This window comes from Pedobacter sandarakinus (assembly GCF_026240095.1).
GTDB classification, from domain to species: Bacteria; Bacteroidota; Bacteroidia; order Sphingobacteriales; family Sphingobacteriaceae; genus Pedobacter; species Pedobacter sandarakinus.
This window is the reverse complement of sequence record NZ_JAPIVG010000004.1, coordinates 447,551-462,580: the sequence shown is the minus strand read 5'-3', so window position 1 is coordinate 462,580 and position 15,030 is coordinate 447,551. Positions and strand designations below refer to the sequence as shown.

Genomic DNA, 15,030 nt, shown 5'->3' with positions numbered 1-15,030 from the left:
TTGTATATCCCGTCTAACCAATGTCAAATCAATTAACAGCAAGCCAGAAAACGATAACTAAGATTTTAATTGCTAATCGTGGTGAAATTGCCCTGCGTATTATGCGTTCGGCGAAAGAGATGGGCATCAAAACGGTAGCCGTATTTTCTGAAGCGGATAGAAATGCTTTGCATGTACGCTATGCAGATGAAGCAATACTTATCGGCCCTGCGCCATCCAATCAGAGTTATTTGGTAGGCGAAAATATCATAGCGGCCTGTAAAAAAACTAATGCCGAGGCAATCCATCCTGGCTATGGATTTTTATCGGAAAATGCTGCGTTTGCGCAAATGGTTGCCGATGCAGGATTGATTTTGATTGGTCCTTCTGCCGCTGCAATGGAAACTATGGGAAATAAACTATCGGCAAAGGCTGCGGCTTTAAAATATCAGATCCCGATGGTTCCAGGTACCGAAGAGGCGATTTCTAATGTTGGGGAAGCCAAAAAGCGGGCAGTAGAAGTGGGTTTTCCTATTTTAATTAAGGCGGCCGCGGGCGGCGGTGGAAAGGGTATGCGTGTTGTTGAGCGGGTTGAAGATTTCGAAGAACAGATGGACCTTGCAGTAAGTGAAGCCACCTCAGCTTTTGGTGATGGAGCAGTTTTTATTGAGCGGTATGTAACTTCGCCAAGGCATATCGAAATCCAGGTTTTAGGGGATAGCCACGGCAATATTGTACACCTTTTCGAGCGGGAATGCTCAGTACAGCGCCGACACCAGAAAGTGGTGGAAGAAGCACCATCATCTATCTTAACACCAGAAATTAGAGCAAAAATGGGTCGATGCGCTGTAGATGTTGCCCGTTCTGTAAATTACACAGGCGCCGGAACAGTAGAGTTTATCCTTGATGAAAACCTGGATTTCTTCTTTCTTGAAATGAACACCCGCCTACAGGTAGAACATCCTGTAACAGAATTAATTACTGGGATCGACCTGGTAAAGGAACAAATAAAAATTGCAGCTGGCGAAGCCATCGGTTTTAAGCAGGATGATTTGAAAATCGGTGGTCATGCGGTAGAGCTTCGGGTATATGCAGAGGATCCGGCCAATAATTTCTTACCAGATATCGGAACCTTGCAAACCTATAAAACACCAAAAGGAAATGGTGTAAGGGTAGATGATGGCTTTGAACAAGGAATGGAGATTCCAATTTACTACGATCCTATGATTGCAAAGCTCATAACCTATGGTAAAGACCGGGAAGAGGCTATTGCTAGAATGATAAGGGCTATCGACGAATATGAGATTACCGGGATACAAACTACCTTGGGTTTTGGTAAGTTTGTAATGCAACACGAGGCCTTTAAGTCGGGCCAGTTTGATACTCACTTTGTATCAAAATATTTTACCCCAGACAGGCTGATGGCACAAAATGAAGATGAGGCTATAATTGCAGCCCTGGTGGCAAAAGCATTTTTTCAAACTAAAAAGCGTGTTGATGTAACTGCTCCAATTGTTGATGAACCATCTAGTTGGAGAAAGAATAGATTGAAATTTTAACAAATCATCCCGATAGGTTTAATATTTATTGGGCAGCAAATAGAATTATGTTTACCGGAATTATTGAAACCCTGGGTGAAGTTAGCGCCATAGACCGCGATCAAACAAATATCCATTTCACGATCAAATCGCCAATTAGTCATGAACTAAAGATCGACCAAAGCGTAGCACATAATGGTGTTTGCTTAACAGTTGTTGCGCTACAAGACGAAAGTCATACGGTTACTGCAATCGATGAAACCCTAAACAAAACAGCCTTAGGGCAATTAAAGCTTGGGAGCAAGGTAAACCTGGAACGCTGTATGCAGATGAATGCACGCCTGGATGGGCATATTGTACAAGGGCATGTAGACCAAACGGCTACTTGTATCAAAAGAGAAGCATTGGACGGCAGTTGGGAATACCGTTTTAAATATGATGCCAGTTTAGGTAATGTAACGGTAGAAAAAGGATCTGCGTGTGTTAATGGTATCAGTTTAACGGTAGTAAATGCTGCTGTTGACGAATTTTCTGTCTTCATTATTCCCTATACTTTCGAGCATACCAATTTACAGGAAGTTGCTGTGGGTGATTTGGTTAACCTGGAATTCGACATTATTGGCAAGTACGTTGCTAGATTGATGAATCGATAAGGATAGTATCATTAACCAGAATATGCATAACAGTGCATGATGGTTAGTTGCGGAATATTTTCGATTATCGTAAAACTAAACCACAACTGTTACAAAACTAACCAATATGAGCTTCTTACGTCGTAGTCTTTTAATTGTATTTATTAGTGTTTCGTTCTTTCCTGTAGCAACCTTTTCTCAAAAAATTGAGACTCGCGGTCTTACAGTCGAGCATTTAGTAAATCCGCTTAGCATTGATAGCGCTACGCCAAGATTTAGTTGGAAGCTTGTTTCTACGGTGAAAAACACAACGCAAACAAGTTACGAAATTCGCTTAGGCACATCACCCTCATTTTCGAAAAAACCGATCTGGATCTCTAAAAAAACGAACGATCAATCGGTTCTCGTTCCATACACAGGTTCAGCATTACTGTCGAAAACTAAATATTACTGGCAGGTTAGGGTAAGCGACAACCATGGCAACAAATCTGCCTGGTCGCCTGTACAGTTCTTTCAAACGGGACTGAAGGCACAGGATTGGCTGGCGAACTGGATTACTGTCCATGGCAAAGATACAGTTCAGGCTAGCCCAATGTTTAGGAAGGAAATCAATATAACTAAAGCGGTTCGATCTGCCACAGCATATATCACCGGAAAAGGACTTTATGAAGCCAGCTTAAATGGTAGTCGCATCAGTAATCATTATTTCGCACCGGGGTGGACTAGTTATAAAGATCACCTTCAGTACCAGGTTTACGATGTAACGAACCAGATTGCGAAAGGTAAAAATGCAATTGGGGTAATGTTGGGCGATGGGTGGTATAAAGGTAGAATCGGCTTCGCCAACCAACAGCATTTCTATGGTGATACAAGAGCACTGCTTTTCCAGTTAGAAATATCGTTTAGCGATGGTACCAAAAGTACTTTTTGTAGCGATAGCACCTGGAAGATGGCTTATGGTCCCATAATGGCATCAAATATCTACGATGGTGAAACTTATGACGCTAGAAAAGAATTAGGTGGTTGGAACAATGTGGGGTTTAACGCTAACGACTGGAAATCCGTTCGAGTAATACCCGCCGGAAGTGAAAAACTCGTAGGTATGAGCGGTCCGCCCGTTACGAAGCATGAAATATTTAAAGCACAGAAGCTTATAACAACACCAAAGGGAGAAAGGGTAATCGATTTTGGACAAAATTTGGTTGGATGGGTAATGGTTAAAGCAGCTGGCGAGCGTGGCAAAGCGATCACCATAAGCCATGCTGAGGTTCTAGATAAAGCAGGAAATTTTTATACTACCAACTTACGCTCTGCCAAGCAACAGAACAAGTATATTCTAAAGGGAGGAGATGCACAGGTTTTTGCCCCTCACTTCAGCTTTCAAGGTTTCAGGTATATTAAGGTGGAGGGTTTTACCGAGCCTTTGCATCTAGAAGATTTTAACGCAGTAGCGCTCTATTCTGATATGACTGAAACAGGTCAGTTCTCTACCTCTAATGCTTTGTTAAACCAGTTGCAACACAACATCCAATGGGGACAAAAAGGCAATTTTGTTGATGTACCCACAGATTGCCCACAACGAGATGAGCGTTTAGGTTGGACTGGTGATGCCCAGGCATTTGCGGCTACGGCAGCTTATAATATGGATGTGGCTGGGTTTTTCAGCAAGTGGCTTAAAGATGTAAGTGCAGATCAACACCAAAATGGTAGCGTTCCATACGTTATCCCCGATGTGCTAAAAGAGTGGGATGCTGGTTCGGCTGGGTGGGCAGATGTTGCCACCATTATACCATGGGATATGTACGTCGCCTATGGAAACAAGGGGATCCTGGAACAACAGTATAGTAGCATGCAGAAATGGGTAGATTATGTTTCTACGAAAGCCAACAATCACCTTTGGAATAGTGGTTCCCATTTTGGAGATTGGCTTTTCTACCGACCTAACGATGATAACGATGGTAGGGCAGCGGTAACGGACAAATACATGATTGCGCAATGTTTTTACGGACACTCACTTCAGTTGATGATCAATACTGCAAAAGTATTGGGCAAAGAAGACGATGTTGCGAAATACGAGAATCTACTGAAAGAGGTTAAGCTCGCTTATCTTAAAGAATATGTTACGCCAAACGGAAAACTGGTGTCAAACACACAAACGGCTTATGTTCTTGCTTTACAATTCGATATGTTGCCAGAGGAGCTTCGGGCACAAGCCGCCTTGCGCTTGGTTGCAAATATTAAAGATTATGGCAACCACCTTACCACGGGCTTTTTAGGTACACCCTACTTGTGTCATGTTTTAAGCAAATTCGGGCATGATGATGTAGCTTACGATCTTCTTATGCAACAAAGCTATCCGTCTTGGCTTTATCCGGTAACGAAGGGTGCAACAACCATTTGGGAACGCTGGGACGGCCTTAAACCGGATGGATCTTTCCAAACAGCAGACATGAACTCATTTAATCATTATGCCTATGGCGCTGTGGGAGACTGGATGTATAAAAATATTGCCGGAATTATGCCTATAGTAGAACATCCAGGCTACAAAATGTTTAGCATCGCACCAAAACCTGGCGGAAAACTAACCAGTGCAACGGCAACATTCGAAAGTGTATATGGCTCCATAAAATCTTCTTGGGCTGTTGAGAACGGGATATTTAAAATGGATGTCGTTATACCTGCAAATTCTAGCGCTACCATCATTTTTCCTACCAATAAAGAAAAGCAAACTGTTGGTTCTGGAACCTACCATTTTGAATCTAAGTATTAATGCTTTAATATTGCAGCTCGCCGGATAAAGGCAAGATATCGCAATGTATAGTAAAGAAGAGGCGGCTAGGCTAAAGCAACAATTTTGGATCAGTTTTGGACAATATATGAAGCCAGTTCCTTCTGCAAGTGGGAGTACCGTTCACTGGGTAAACTACAAAACAGGGGTCAAAAATATTTTCTTCAAATTAGATGTAAACAATAAAAAAGCAAAAATTGCTATCCAGTTAAGCCATCCCGATTCAGACATCAGGCATCTTATTTTCAATCAATTTGAAGAATTTAAGTTGTTTTTTACCAACACACTTAACGAGGAATGGGAATGGCATCAGGATTTTACCGATGAATATGGCAAAACTATAAGTCAAATCTGCATCAATTTAGAAGGCATTAGCGTATTTAACCAACAACACTGGCCAACATTAATTTCATTCTTTAAGCCAAGAATTATTGCTTTGGATGAGTTTTGGGATCATGTAAAACCTGTGTTCGAAAGCTTGGTTTAGTGTTTTATTCGAGTTGGGCTACCCTTTTTTTAGTAAATTCAATTTCGGCTTGGTCCTCCTTTGGGTCTGGTTTACTTTTCAAATATAAATTATAGTAGTTTTTGGCGGTCTTGGGCTGATTAAGTTTAGTGTCATACAGTGTAGCCAGGTGATAATATATGCTCGGTATCGTTTTAAATTGGAGGCCTTTTTTATAAGCTGCGTTGGCCAACTTATATTGGCCGCCTTCCTCGTAGCTTAGCCCCAATAGGGCATAGTAGTTTGCCGTGTTTGGCGAAATTGCCTCATCAATCGTTTTTTTTGCGTAAACTGCTGCCATTATATAATTCTTCAGAAGCCGATAGCTTAAACTGGTAAAATAAAGTGTATTCTCATTTTGCATGCCTTTCTCTTCCAATAGTGTAAACAGGGTAATGGCCCGACTAAAATTACGGGTATAATAGTAAGCTTTTGCCACATCTTTTGCTACGCCGGCATCAAAACCATCCATTAAGAGCGATTGGCCTGATACAATTACTTCTTTGTATTTTTTCAGTTGGTTAGCCAATGGGAGTATAGTACGTTGCAATACCAGATTTTGCGTGTCTGCTTTTATCGCAACCTTCAATACTTCATAAGCCTGATCATACTTTTGATAAGCCGCATGCACCTCTGCTAGGTCTATGGCAACATCAGCATCCTGCGGGTTCAAAAGGTTTGCTTTATTTAAGTATACCTGTTTCAATGAGTCTTTGGTAGAAGAATAAAGATTCGCCAGAAGTTTGTAAACACTAAAATTACTGCTATCAATACTTACGATTTGCTTATATAGGGTGCGTGCTTTTTCTGTATTCCCTCTTCGGGTATTAATACTGCCCAAACTAAACAAAACGGGCAAACTGTTTGGTGTTAGAGCCTGCGCCTTTAAATAATATTTTTCGGCATCCGGTAAATTGCCAGCCATTAAATAGCAATAGGCAATCTGATTGATAACTTTGATATCTGATACCTCATCTCCATAGGTTGCGGTTAGGTAAGCTGCAGCATCAGCATATTTTTGGCTCTGGTAAAAGTCGAAGAGTTTATCCTTATCTATCGCAATGTTTTGCTGTGCCATACAAAAACTGGTTATTACCATTAACAGCGTTACTGATGTGAAGAATCTCATATTCTAATTATTTTAAACTAAAATATTAGTTGTTTTTGATAAATCCAAATAATCCTTCTCTCAAGTCGATAAAAAACAATTCTGATAGCTAAACGTTTATAGTGTATTAAGTATAAACTTTAAAAAAAAGACCTATGAATACGTTAAAAAAATTCGAATTAATGGAAAAAATTGTACGTGAATTAGAAGATGTACAAAATTCGCAAACTGCTCTAATTCAGAAAATTGGAAAGATTGAAGTAGATAATATAGAGCTGGGAGATTCGAGATTAGAAAAAGATTTACCAGATATTCATCAGAATTTAGCAGATAACCTGGAAACAATTTCAGGTATTATGGCTTATTTTGCGGATAAAACTCAAAACTTTGGCGATAAAAATAATGTTGATGCTTTGAAAGAACAAGAAGCTATCAACAACGCAACTAGCTAAGTAATTTTTAAACATCCCATTATATGAAATCGATATTTCTAACCTTACTTTGTGCATGTGCATGCGTCATTGCAAGCGCACAAGTACTGCCATCTGTACAGTTTGGACTAAAAGCTGGCGCAAACTTTTCTAAATTTGACAGTGACAACACCTTCAGCAGTGAAAATCGTACTGGTTTTTATGGTGGACTATGGGCAAGGGTTGGCGCAGCTGGAATACACTTCCAACCTGAGCTTTACCTCTCAGGCAAGAAGACAAATTTAGTAAGCGAAGCTACTGGACAGGTTAATAAAGTAAGTTTTACAAGTTTGGATGTACCTCTATTAGTGGGAACGAAGATTGGTGCTGCAGGTATTGGCCTAAGGTTAAATACGGGACCCATGTTCTCACTTATTTTAGATGAAAATCAAAGCTTTAGTCAGGCGGCTGGTAATGTTTTTCAAGCTAACTTCAAAAACCAAGCCTTTGCCTGGCAGTTTGGGGCGGGTGTTGATCTTAAAAAATTAAGCGTTGAAGCCCGCTATGAATTGGGTTTATCTAAAATTAACAAGGTAGGTTATCCGGATACTAAACTAAATCTTTTTACAGTTGGCTTAGGATATCGACTTTTCTAGAATTGGTGATAACAATACTAAATGCCGCATCGAAAATAATGATCGATGCGGCATTTTTTTTATTCACTCCTGCTTTGACCAATTTCTGTCAGCTCGTAAGCAAATGAACCATTTTTCGGGATGATTGGTGTTTCACGTCCGATGCTTAAAGCTTTAATATAAGATGCACCGAAATAGAAAATTAACGAAGAGTAGAAAACAAACAGCATGATTACGATAATAGATCCTGCGGAGCCATAGATGTTGCTAATGTTACTTAACGGAAGCAATATGCGAAGGATATATTTACCAATTGTGAATAAACAGCCTGTTAACAAACCGCCAGAAAAGGCAGCCTTCCAGGTAGGGCGACCATTCGTTAAATATCTGAACAACATGGTAAACCAGGTGGTAACAATGATCACAAAAATAACTTGATTGAGAATGGAAGTTAGTACCAGGCTGAAGGATGGGGAATTACTTTTAAGGTAAGCCCCTATAAATGCCTGCACACTATCAGCAAGCAAACCGATAAAAAATAAGATGCCGGCGAGCAAAATAATGGTTACCGATATGGCTCTCGATTTTAGTGTAGTAATGATCCCTTTCTTATCCTTATATCCAATATTCCAAATTTGTTCTAACGAATTTTTAATCACATTAAAAAGTGTGGTTGCAACAAAGAGAAAAAACACAAAACTAAATAACGTAATGTACCATGCCTGATCTACGCCTCTAATATTTTTAAGTGTTAGCCTAATTTGTTTAATGCTGTCATCATCTAGTATGTTAGCCAATCTTTCGAAGATATGCGTTACCAGCATGCGCCTGTCGGTAAACATTCCAAACAGCCTGATCAAAATAATCAATATTGGAGGCAGCGCAAAGTTGGTAAAAAAGGCGGTTGCGCCAGCTAAACGCAAAGGATCATTTTTTTGGAATAGTTGAAAAGCATTTTTTCCAGTGGAGAAAAAGAAACTTACTTCAGCTTTAATTTTTGATAGCATGTTAATTTTATAAAGGGCACAAAAGTAGGCAAATTTTGCCAAGCTAACATTTGGACGTCGTGATTCTAATTAACCCGGTTAAAAACGAGCAATTTCTTAGTTCCGTGGAAGAGTTGAAGTTCATCTCCGGAAACCTTTGCCATGTTTACTTGATTCATCGCCTGCAAATATGCCCGCTCTGCAGCATCACTATCCTGACAAAACATTTTTGTGCCATAGATATTTTTAAGGGTAATACTTTCTTTATCGGCAACAGCTTGGCCGCCATAGCTATTGCAAAAAGATTTGCCACTTAATTTTAGGCTATCGCCAAAATTCAAGGTTGCTTTGGTATTTTCAGGAAGCTTAAGACCTGGCAGTTCTTTTAATTCCCAGCGGGTATTTTCGATATCCTTAGGATTAAATTTTTCAAGACAACTGCTTAAGAGCGAAATTATTAATAAACAAAAGAAAACGTTTTTCATAGTAAAATAGATTTTTACCGATTGCAACAAAAACTAAACCAAGTTATGTTGATGAACCCATTTAACCAAAGGTTGAATGCGAATAACTCGAATTTAACGATTTAACTAGCGCCTGTTGGAAAAAAAAACAGCATTCACAAAGAGGACCACCCGTTGGTTTAGCTAAGCGTAGGGCCAAAGCCAGATTTTGTACAGCATTTTTGTGCGGTTAATCAAATTTTTGATAATTTAACAGTTTGAAATATTAACTTAATCATTAGCACAATTTGCTACTACTATGAAGAAAATAACATTTTTAGCATTTCTATTCTGCACCGCCTTGGTTGCTTGCAAGCCAGGTGTAGAAGAAAAAACATATGAAGCCAGGCAGTATACTAGTGAAGATTTCAATGAGCCGCCTAAGTCGAAACTTTCTGTATTAACAATAGAAGATGTTATCTCTAAAGATCCTGAAGAAGAAGAAGAAAGCGGTATGATGATTAAGTATAGAGACACTACAATTGCTATTGCAGATGGAAAAAGACCGGTGGCTAAAATTTTTAAAGATGCCAGGTTTATTAATACCCAGAAAACAGCTGCATTGGTGCAGGTGGAAGACGGAGTAGGCTTGGTATCTCCATTCTACATTATTTCGTTAAAAGATGGTGTTGTTGGCATAACCAGCCTTAATAAACCATCGAATGGTAAAAATGATAAGAAATATACCAAAGGGATTGAAGACATTAGCATCAGCAATATTATTTTGAATAATGATTTCGCTATTGCCCTGGTAAATGGAAAAGTATATCCAATAAAAAGGGAGAACGAGCGTGAGCGTATACAGGGTGATTTTTTATTTAATTCGATGGATAAGCGAACCCTTGTTTTTGCAACGGCTAATTCGCTCTACCAGGTAGACTACAAAAGCGGCGAAACACAAGTGTTGCCTTTACCAGAAAGCATAGCTAAAAGCGATTTTGTGGGTGATGAAATTCGTGCCCGTTATAGTTGGGGTGTTAATGAGAAAGGCACATCGTTTCTAAAGAAAAATCCTGATGAAAATCGCATCGTAGATATCAGCGAGTTTAAGAAAAAATAAGCGTCAACTGAGCATCGTTCTAAAAGTGAGATTTATTCTTGCCCCCTTTATCTTTTTTGTGGGCGGTAAACGATGCAGCCAAAATGTTTGTGTAGCATCTTTCATTTCTAGTAGACTACCATTTTCGAGGTATAAGCCTACCGTTTCTTTAGTTGTTTTATGTTTGAAGAGAAATTTCCTTTCTTCCCCGAAACTCATTGAAGCAATACTCGAATTGGGTGCCAGCGATTTTTCATCGTCACTGTGATACGCCATACCCTCATCTCCATTGTGGTATAGGTTTAGGAGGCAGGAATTATAAGATGCTCCTGTATGTTTCTCAGCGATTTGTTTTAGCAGAAGCAAATGATTTGTAAATGGAAGTGCAAATTTAGTGGCTTTAGAGTAAGTGTAAGGGAAGTTTTCTTCGCCGTACCAGGCCACTTTTCTTTTGGTGATAATGTGTTTGCCCATTATAAATGCCTCATCATTTTTCCATTCGATGGAAGATAGCAGATTTTGAAAGCAGGCGTTTGCTTCCGCGACGGTATACAAAGAACCGAAATATTTTACCGTACCATCGTATGGCAAGAGATTTTTATCCTGATTGATATGTGTGCTAAATAAGTTCATTTCCTTTACACAAAATTATAGTAAAACAACATTTTAAGCTTATTTCTGCGCAAAAAAATAAAAAAGTCAGTAAGGAATAATGAGCCAGTTATCGATTGATTTTTTGGTAACCAAGAATTTGTCGCTTTTTTGCTGGACTTAATGATGATTTGCCTCCATAGTGCTTGGTTGTGGCCTGCACTAATTTTGTGTTTAAACCCGATTATAGCGGGCACGAAGTGTAACGAAGTAAAGCGGAAAGCGGGAGCAAACATTGAAAAGATTTACTGGCATTGCTTTCCTCAATCTTTTTTACAGCCGCATTCCACGCAAAAAATCTTCAATCAACATGCGCTTTTTGCCCTCATATTGAATATCTAGCAGCTTTATAAATCCATCTTTAGCTGCAAATTTCAGGTAAGTTTTGCCATCAGAAAGAAAGCCTCCGGCCGAAATTCCGGGTTCTGCTTCCTCGATTTCTGCATTAAATATTTTAAGCGTTTTGTTGTTTAAAAGCGTAAACGCTGTAGGATAGGGACTTAAACCCCTTATTTGGTTATAAATTTTTTGGACACTGTTGTTCCAGTCGAGCTTGCAGTCCTCTTTAAATATTTTGGGTGCATGTTTTAGCGTATCGCGTTGAGGTTGTGCTTGTTCTGTATAGCTGTTTTGTGCAATGGCCATAACAGTTTTAACCAGCAAATTAGCACCAAGGTTCATTAATTTATCATGCAATTCTCCTGCAGTTTCATTGGCAGTGATAGCAACTACATCGCTAAAGATGATGTTTCCTGTATCTATTTCGTGTGTTAAAAAAAATGTAGTTACGCCGCTTTCGGTTTCGCCATTAATAATGGCATGGTTAATTGGGGCTGCGCCGCGATAATTTGGGAGTAGAGAGGCATGCAAATTTATTGTTCCCTTTGGCGGCATGTTCCAAACTACTTCTGGGAGCATTCTAAAGGCAACCACCACCTGCAAATCGGCCTGATAAGATTTTAATTCGGCTAGAAAATCGACATTTTTTAATTTCTCTGGTTGCAAAACAGGGATGGAATGTTCGATTGCATATCTTTTTATGGCGCTTTCGCTCAGTTTTTGTCCGCGGCCAGATGGTTTATCTGGTGCGGTAACAACAGCAACAATGTTAAAATTGGCTTGTAATAAAGCATCTAAGGAAGCAACGGCAAAATCGGGCGTGCCCATAAAAACTATTTTCATATGCAAGTGTTGTGTTTCTACTATTGCGTAGCGTACGTTTTGTGTTCCGCAAAATAACTAAAAATTAAATCAACCTTAAAGCTAAAAATGGTACAAGGCGAAGAAGTGGTTAAAGAACATGGCTTGGTTTATGTAACCGATGCGATGCCAGGTTTTTACAGAAAAGGCAAGCCAGCCAAATTTCATTATGAAGATAAGAAAGGCAATAAAGTTGTTGATGAAAAGCATCTGCAGCGAATTAAAGCCCTGGTAATTCCGCCGGCATGGCAAAATGTTTGGATAGCCAATAAGCCGAATGCTTATTTGCAGGTTACCGGTATAGATGCTGCGGGCAGAAAACAATATAGATACCACCAAAAATGGACCTCGAGGAGATCGGACCATAAATACTACCGACTATATGAATTTGGTAAGATATTGCCAGTGGCAAGGAAACAAATAGCTAAAGATTTAAAAAGGAAAGAGTTTGATGAACGGAAGGTTTTAGCCATTTCGCTTGATGTTTTACAGAAAACGTTAATTAGGGTAGGCAATGAAAATTACAAGCAACTTTATGGTTCGTTTGGTTTAAGCACACTTAGAGACAAGCATGTAAAAATTAATGGTAGCAAAATTAATATCGATTTTGTTGGCAAAAAAGGTGTGCGCCAAAATGTAGAGTTGAATGATAAAACACTGGCCAAGCTGGTAAAGAAGTGCCGTGATATACCAGGGCAGGAGCTCTTTCAGTTTTATACTAACGGTAAGGAACATAAAGGTATAGATTCTGGAAAGGTGAATAACTACATTAAGGAGATTACCGGTAGTGATTTTACAGCCAAAGATTTTAGAACCTGGGGCGGAACTTTAGAGGCATTACGACAATTTTCTAAGTGCTCGGTAGACCAGGATTTGAAACTGAATACCAAAAAAACGATTGTAAATGTACTCGATTGCGTAGCTAAAAAATTAGGAAATACTAGAGCCGTGTGTAAAAGTTCGTATGTTTATCCGCTATTAATTACGGCGTATGAAAATAATGAACTGGAAAAGTTTATGAAGAAGATGAACAATAATAAAACAATCGGAAAAATCAATCTGGAACACGATGAAAAGGTTTTGCTTTCATTTTTAAAAGCTACTGGCAGTAAATAATACGCTATCTTAGTTGTTTATATGCGAATAGATCCAAAATATAAGGGCGACATTTTTAACGAACTGATAGAAGAATCTGAGATGCCCATAGCACTTTATGCAGGCGAAAATTTAAACATCAGCATTGCTAATAAAGCCATGTTACAGGCTTGGGGAAAAGATGAAAGTGTTAAAGGTATGCCGCTTGAAATGGCTTTGCCAGAACTAGAGGGACAGCCATTTATTCAGATATTAAAAGATGTTTTTAAAACTGGAAACCGTTACGAGGCAAAAAGGGATAAGGTTCTTTTAGAAAGCGGTGGTGTTTTACGAACTTTTTATTTTGATTTTGTCTACAAGCCTTTGTTTGATGAAAATGGCAAAGTTTGGGGAATTTTGAATAACGCCAACGATGTAACAGAATTGGTAAGTGCGCAAATTAGAAGTGAAGAAGGGCAGGAGCTCTTCAGGCAAATGATATATGATGCGCCTATTGCGATAGGGCTTTTAAGTGGAGAAGATTTTATTGTAGAAGATGCCAACGATGACTTGCTTCAGATTTGGGGTAAAGGGAAAAATATATTGGGCTTAAAGGTTACTGAAGCTTTGCCCGAGATCGTTGATCAACCTTTTCCAGATATATTAAGGCAAGTGTATCGTACCGGTATTGCGCATTATGGTTATGAAACTCTGGCTCGTTTGGAGCGAAATGGTGTAACTTCAGATTATTACTTCAACTTTGTTTACGACCCAATATGGAATAAAAATACCAATACCGTTACCGGCATTATGATTATTGCGCATGATATTACACTGCAGGTAAATGCCCGGTTCGAATTTAAAGAAAGCGAAGATCGCTTCAGAAATCTGGTACTTGAAAATCCTATGCCTACTGCTTTATATGAAACAGAAGACATCATTATAAAAATCGCAAATAAGGAGATGCTCAAACTTTGGGATAAAGATGAGCGAATTGTGGGCAAACCGATGATTGAGGGTATTCCTGAATTGGAAGGGCAGCCTTTTATAGGAATTTTGAAGGACGTTTTCCTTACAGGGGTTCCTTACCATGCCGACCAACAGGAAGCTAAATTGATGTTTAATGGCAAACTGCAAAGCTTTTGGTTCAATTTTACATATAAGCCTTTAAGAAATGCTGAAGGTAGGGTTTATGCAATCTTACACGCTGCGATTGACGTAACGCATCAGGTGCAACTTCAAAAACAAAAAGATGAGTTCTTGGGAATAGCCAGTCACGAATTAAAAACGCCAGTAACGAGTATAAAAGCTTATGCACAGGTACTAGAAAAAATGATTAGAGCCGAAGGAGATGAGCGAAAGGCACAAATGGTGCACAAAATGGATCTTCAATTGAACCGGCTAACTCATCTTATTGGAGATCTTTTAGATGTAACTAAAATCCAGTCTGGCAAAATGGCTTTTAACCCAACTAAATTCGACTTCGATAATTTAGTAGGAGAAATTGTAGAGGAAATTCAGCATACCACTTCTAAACACAAAATAATTACCGATTTAACTTGCCAGAGTTTTGTTCTTGCTGACCGGGAACGTATCGGGCAGGTGATTACGAATTTTTTATCTAACGCAATTAAATATTCTACCGATGCAAATAAGTTAGATGTTCGTACCACTCTGGTAGGCAATGAAGTAATTTTAGCCGTTCAGGATTATGGTATTGGTATCTCTCACGAGCTGCAAGATCTTGTATTTGAACAATTTTACCGTGTTGGAGGAAGCTTGCAACACACTTACCCTGGCTTAGGTTTAGGACTTTATATTTCCGCAGAAATCATTAAAAATGAAGGTGGCAGAATCTGGCTGGAAAGTGAAGAAGGTGTAGGCTCAACTTTTTACTTCGCCTTGCAAATTACCAAATCAGTTAATATTTAAAAGGTCTTAATAATCTGCTAGCCGAAGATTAATCGTTTAGTAATAAAACA

The 15,030-nt window shown here is 39.1% G+C and carries 14 protein-coding genes; 9 read left to right on the top strand and 5 right to left on the bottom strand.

From position 1 onward, the window contains the following. Positions 1-20: 20 nt before the first annotated feature. From accC to OQ268_RS13485, 4 genes are all read left to right on the top strand, one after another. A complete protein-coding gene (gene accC / locus OQ268_RS13500) occupies positions 21-1,538 on the top strand; it encodes an acetyl-CoA carboxylase biotin carboxylase subunit (RefSeq protein ID WP_265856751.1) in 1,518 nt (505 codons plus the stop codon). A 47-nt stretch (positions 1,539-1,585) separates the two neighbouring features. Next, the gene (locus OQ268_RS13495) at positions 1,586-2,170 is read left to right on the top strand and encodes a riboflavin synthase (protein ID WP_265856749.1); all 585 of its coding nucleotides are present in this window, start codon (positions 1,586-1,588) and stop codon (positions 2,168-2,170) included. A gap of 106 nt (positions 2,171-2,276) precedes the next feature. Then, positions 2,277-4,919 carry a glycoside hydrolase family 78 protein gene (locus OQ268_RS13490; RefSeq protein WP_265856747.1) on the top strand — a complete coding sequence of 881 codons (2,643 nt, stop codon included), beginning with the start codon at positions 2,277-2,279 and terminating at the stop codon, positions 4,917-4,919. A 43-nt stretch (positions 4,920-4,962) separates the two neighbouring features. Further along, positions 4,963-5,424: a DUF4268 domain-containing protein gene (locus OQ268_RS13485; protein WP_265856745.1), complete on the top strand. Its 462-nt coding sequence runs from the start codon at positions 4,963-4,965 to the stop codon at positions 5,422-5,424. Between the two features lie 4 nt (positions 5,425-5,428). On the opposite strand, the gene OQ268_RS13480 is transcribed toward OQ268_RS13485, so the two are convergent. Continuing rightward, complete coding sequence (locus tag OQ268_RS13480; protein WP_265856743.1) at positions 5,429-6,571, bottom strand: tetratricopeptide repeat protein; 1,143 nt, start codon at positions 6,569-6,571, stop codon at positions 5,429-5,431. 134 nt (positions 6,572-6,705) lie between these two features. Here OQ268_RS13480 and OQ268_RS13475 point away from each other — a divergent pair, with 134 nt between their 5' ends. Together OQ268_RS13475 and OQ268_RS13470 are read left to right on the top strand one after the other, a co-directional pair. After that, positions 6,706-7,002, top strand: coding sequence for a hypothetical protein (locus OQ268_RS13475; protein ID WP_265856742.1), 297 nt, complete (start codon positions 6,706-6,708; stop codon positions 7,000-7,002). Between the two features lie 23 nt (positions 7,003-7,025). After that, complete coding sequence (locus OQ268_RS13470; RefSeq protein WP_265856740.1) at positions 7,026-7,616, top strand: porin family protein; 591 nt, start codon at positions 7,026-7,028, stop codon at positions 7,614-7,616. A gap of 59 nt (positions 7,617-7,675) precedes the next feature. On the opposite strand, the gene OQ268_RS13465 is transcribed toward OQ268_RS13470, so the two are convergent. Further along, complete coding sequence (locus OQ268_RS13465) at positions 7,676-8,602, bottom strand: YihY/virulence factor BrkB family protein (RefSeq protein WP_265856739.1); 927 nt, start codon at positions 8,600-8,602, stop codon at positions 7,676-7,678. Positions 8,603-8,667: 65 nt separating this feature from the next. Next, positions 8,668-9,066 (bottom strand): META domain-containing protein, encoded by a 399-nt coding sequence (locus OQ268_RS13460; protein WP_265856737.1) that lies wholly within the window; start codon positions 9,064-9,066, stop codon positions 8,668-8,670. 277 nt (positions 9,067-9,343) lie between these two features. Here OQ268_RS13460 and OQ268_RS13455 point away from each other — a divergent pair, with 277 nt between their 5' ends. Next, positions 9,344-10,144 carry a hypothetical protein gene (locus OQ268_RS13455; protein ID WP_265856734.1) on the top strand — a complete coding sequence of 267 codons (801 nt, stop codon included), beginning with the start codon at positions 9,344-9,346 and terminating at the stop codon, positions 10,142-10,144. 3 nt (positions 10,145-10,147) lie between these two features. Here the strand turns inward: OQ268_RS13455 and OQ268_RS13450 are convergent, their stop codons facing one another. Both OQ268_RS13450 and fmt read right to left on the bottom strand, forming a co-directional pair. Next, on the bottom strand, positions 10,148-10,756 hold the full coding sequence (locus OQ268_RS13450) for an alpha-ketoglutarate-dependent dioxygenase AlkB family protein (RefSeq protein ID WP_265856732.1): 609 nt from the start codon (positions 10,754-10,756) through the stop codon (positions 10,148-10,150). Between the two features lie 291 nt (positions 10,757-11,047). Continuing rightward, positions 11,048-11,956: a methionyl-tRNA formyltransferase gene (gene fmt / locus OQ268_RS13445; RefSeq protein WP_265856730.1), complete on the bottom strand. Its 909-nt coding sequence runs from the start codon at positions 11,954-11,956 to the stop codon at positions 11,048-11,050. Positions 11,957-12,043: 87 nt separating this feature from the next. Here fmt and OQ268_RS13440 point away from each other — a divergent pair, with 87 nt between their 5' ends. Continuing rightward, entirely contained in the window at positions 12,044-13,090 is a 1,047-nt protein-coding gene (locus OQ268_RS13440; RefSeq protein WP_265856727.1) for a DNA topoisomerase IB, read from the top strand. Between the two features lie 21 nt (positions 13,091-13,111). Then, positions 13,112-14,980, top strand: coding sequence for a PAS domain-containing sensor histidine kinase (locus tag OQ268_RS13435; RefSeq protein ID WP_265856724.1), 1,869 nt, complete (start codon positions 13,112-13,114; stop codon positions 14,978-14,980). The last annotated feature ends 50 nt before the right edge of the window (positions 14,981-15,030 follow it).

Coding starts and splice junctions, on each gene's coding strand:
- accC (WP_265856751.1), top strand. CDS start 21: ATGTCAAATCAATTAACAGCAAGCCAGAAAACGATAACTAAGATTTTA.
- OQ268_RS13495 (WP_265856749.1), top strand. CDS start 1,586: ATGTTTACCGGAATTATTGAAACCCTGGGTGAAGTTAGCGCCATAGAC.
- OQ268_RS13490 (WP_265856747.1), top strand. CDS start 2,277: ATGAGCTTCTTACGTCGTAGTCTTTTAATTGTATTTATTAGTGTTTCG.
- OQ268_RS13485 (WP_265856745.1), top strand. CDS start 4,963: ATGTATAGTAAAGAAGAGGCGGCTAGGCTAAAGCAACAATTTTGGATC.
- OQ268_RS13480 (WP_265856743.1), bottom strand. CDS start 6,571: ATGAGATTCTTCACATCAGTAACGCTGTTAATGGTAATAACCAGTTTT.
- OQ268_RS13475 (WP_265856742.1), top strand. CDS start 6,706: ATGAATACGTTAAAAAAATTCGAATTAATGGAAAAAATTGTACGTGAA.
- OQ268_RS13470 (WP_265856740.1), top strand. CDS start 7,026: ATGAAATCGATATTTCTAACCTTACTTTGTGCATGTGCATGCGTCATT.
- OQ268_RS13465 (WP_265856739.1), bottom strand. CDS start 8,602: ATGCTATCAAAAATTAAAGCTGAAGTAAGTTTCTTTTTCTCCACTGGA.
- OQ268_RS13460 (WP_265856737.1), bottom strand. CDS start 9,066: ATGAAAAACGTTTTCTTTTGTTTATTAATAATTTCGCTCTTAAGCAGT.
- OQ268_RS13455 (WP_265856734.1), top strand. CDS start 9,344: ATGAAGAAAATAACATTTTTAGCATTTCTATTCTGCACCGCCTTGGTT.
- OQ268_RS13450 (WP_265856732.1), bottom strand. CDS start 10,756: ATGAACTTATTTAGCACACATATCAATCAGGATAAAAATCTCTTGCCA.
- fmt (WP_265856730.1), bottom strand. CDS start 11,956: ATGAAAATAGTTTTTATGGGCACGCCCGATTTTGCCGTTGCTTCCTTA.
- OQ268_RS13440 (WP_265856727.1), top strand. CDS start 12,044: ATGGTACAAGGCGAAGAAGTGGTTAAAGAACATGGCTTGGTTTATGTA.
- OQ268_RS13435 (WP_265856724.1), top strand. CDS start 13,112: ATGCGAATAGATCCAAAATATAAGGGCGACATTTTTAACGAACTGATA.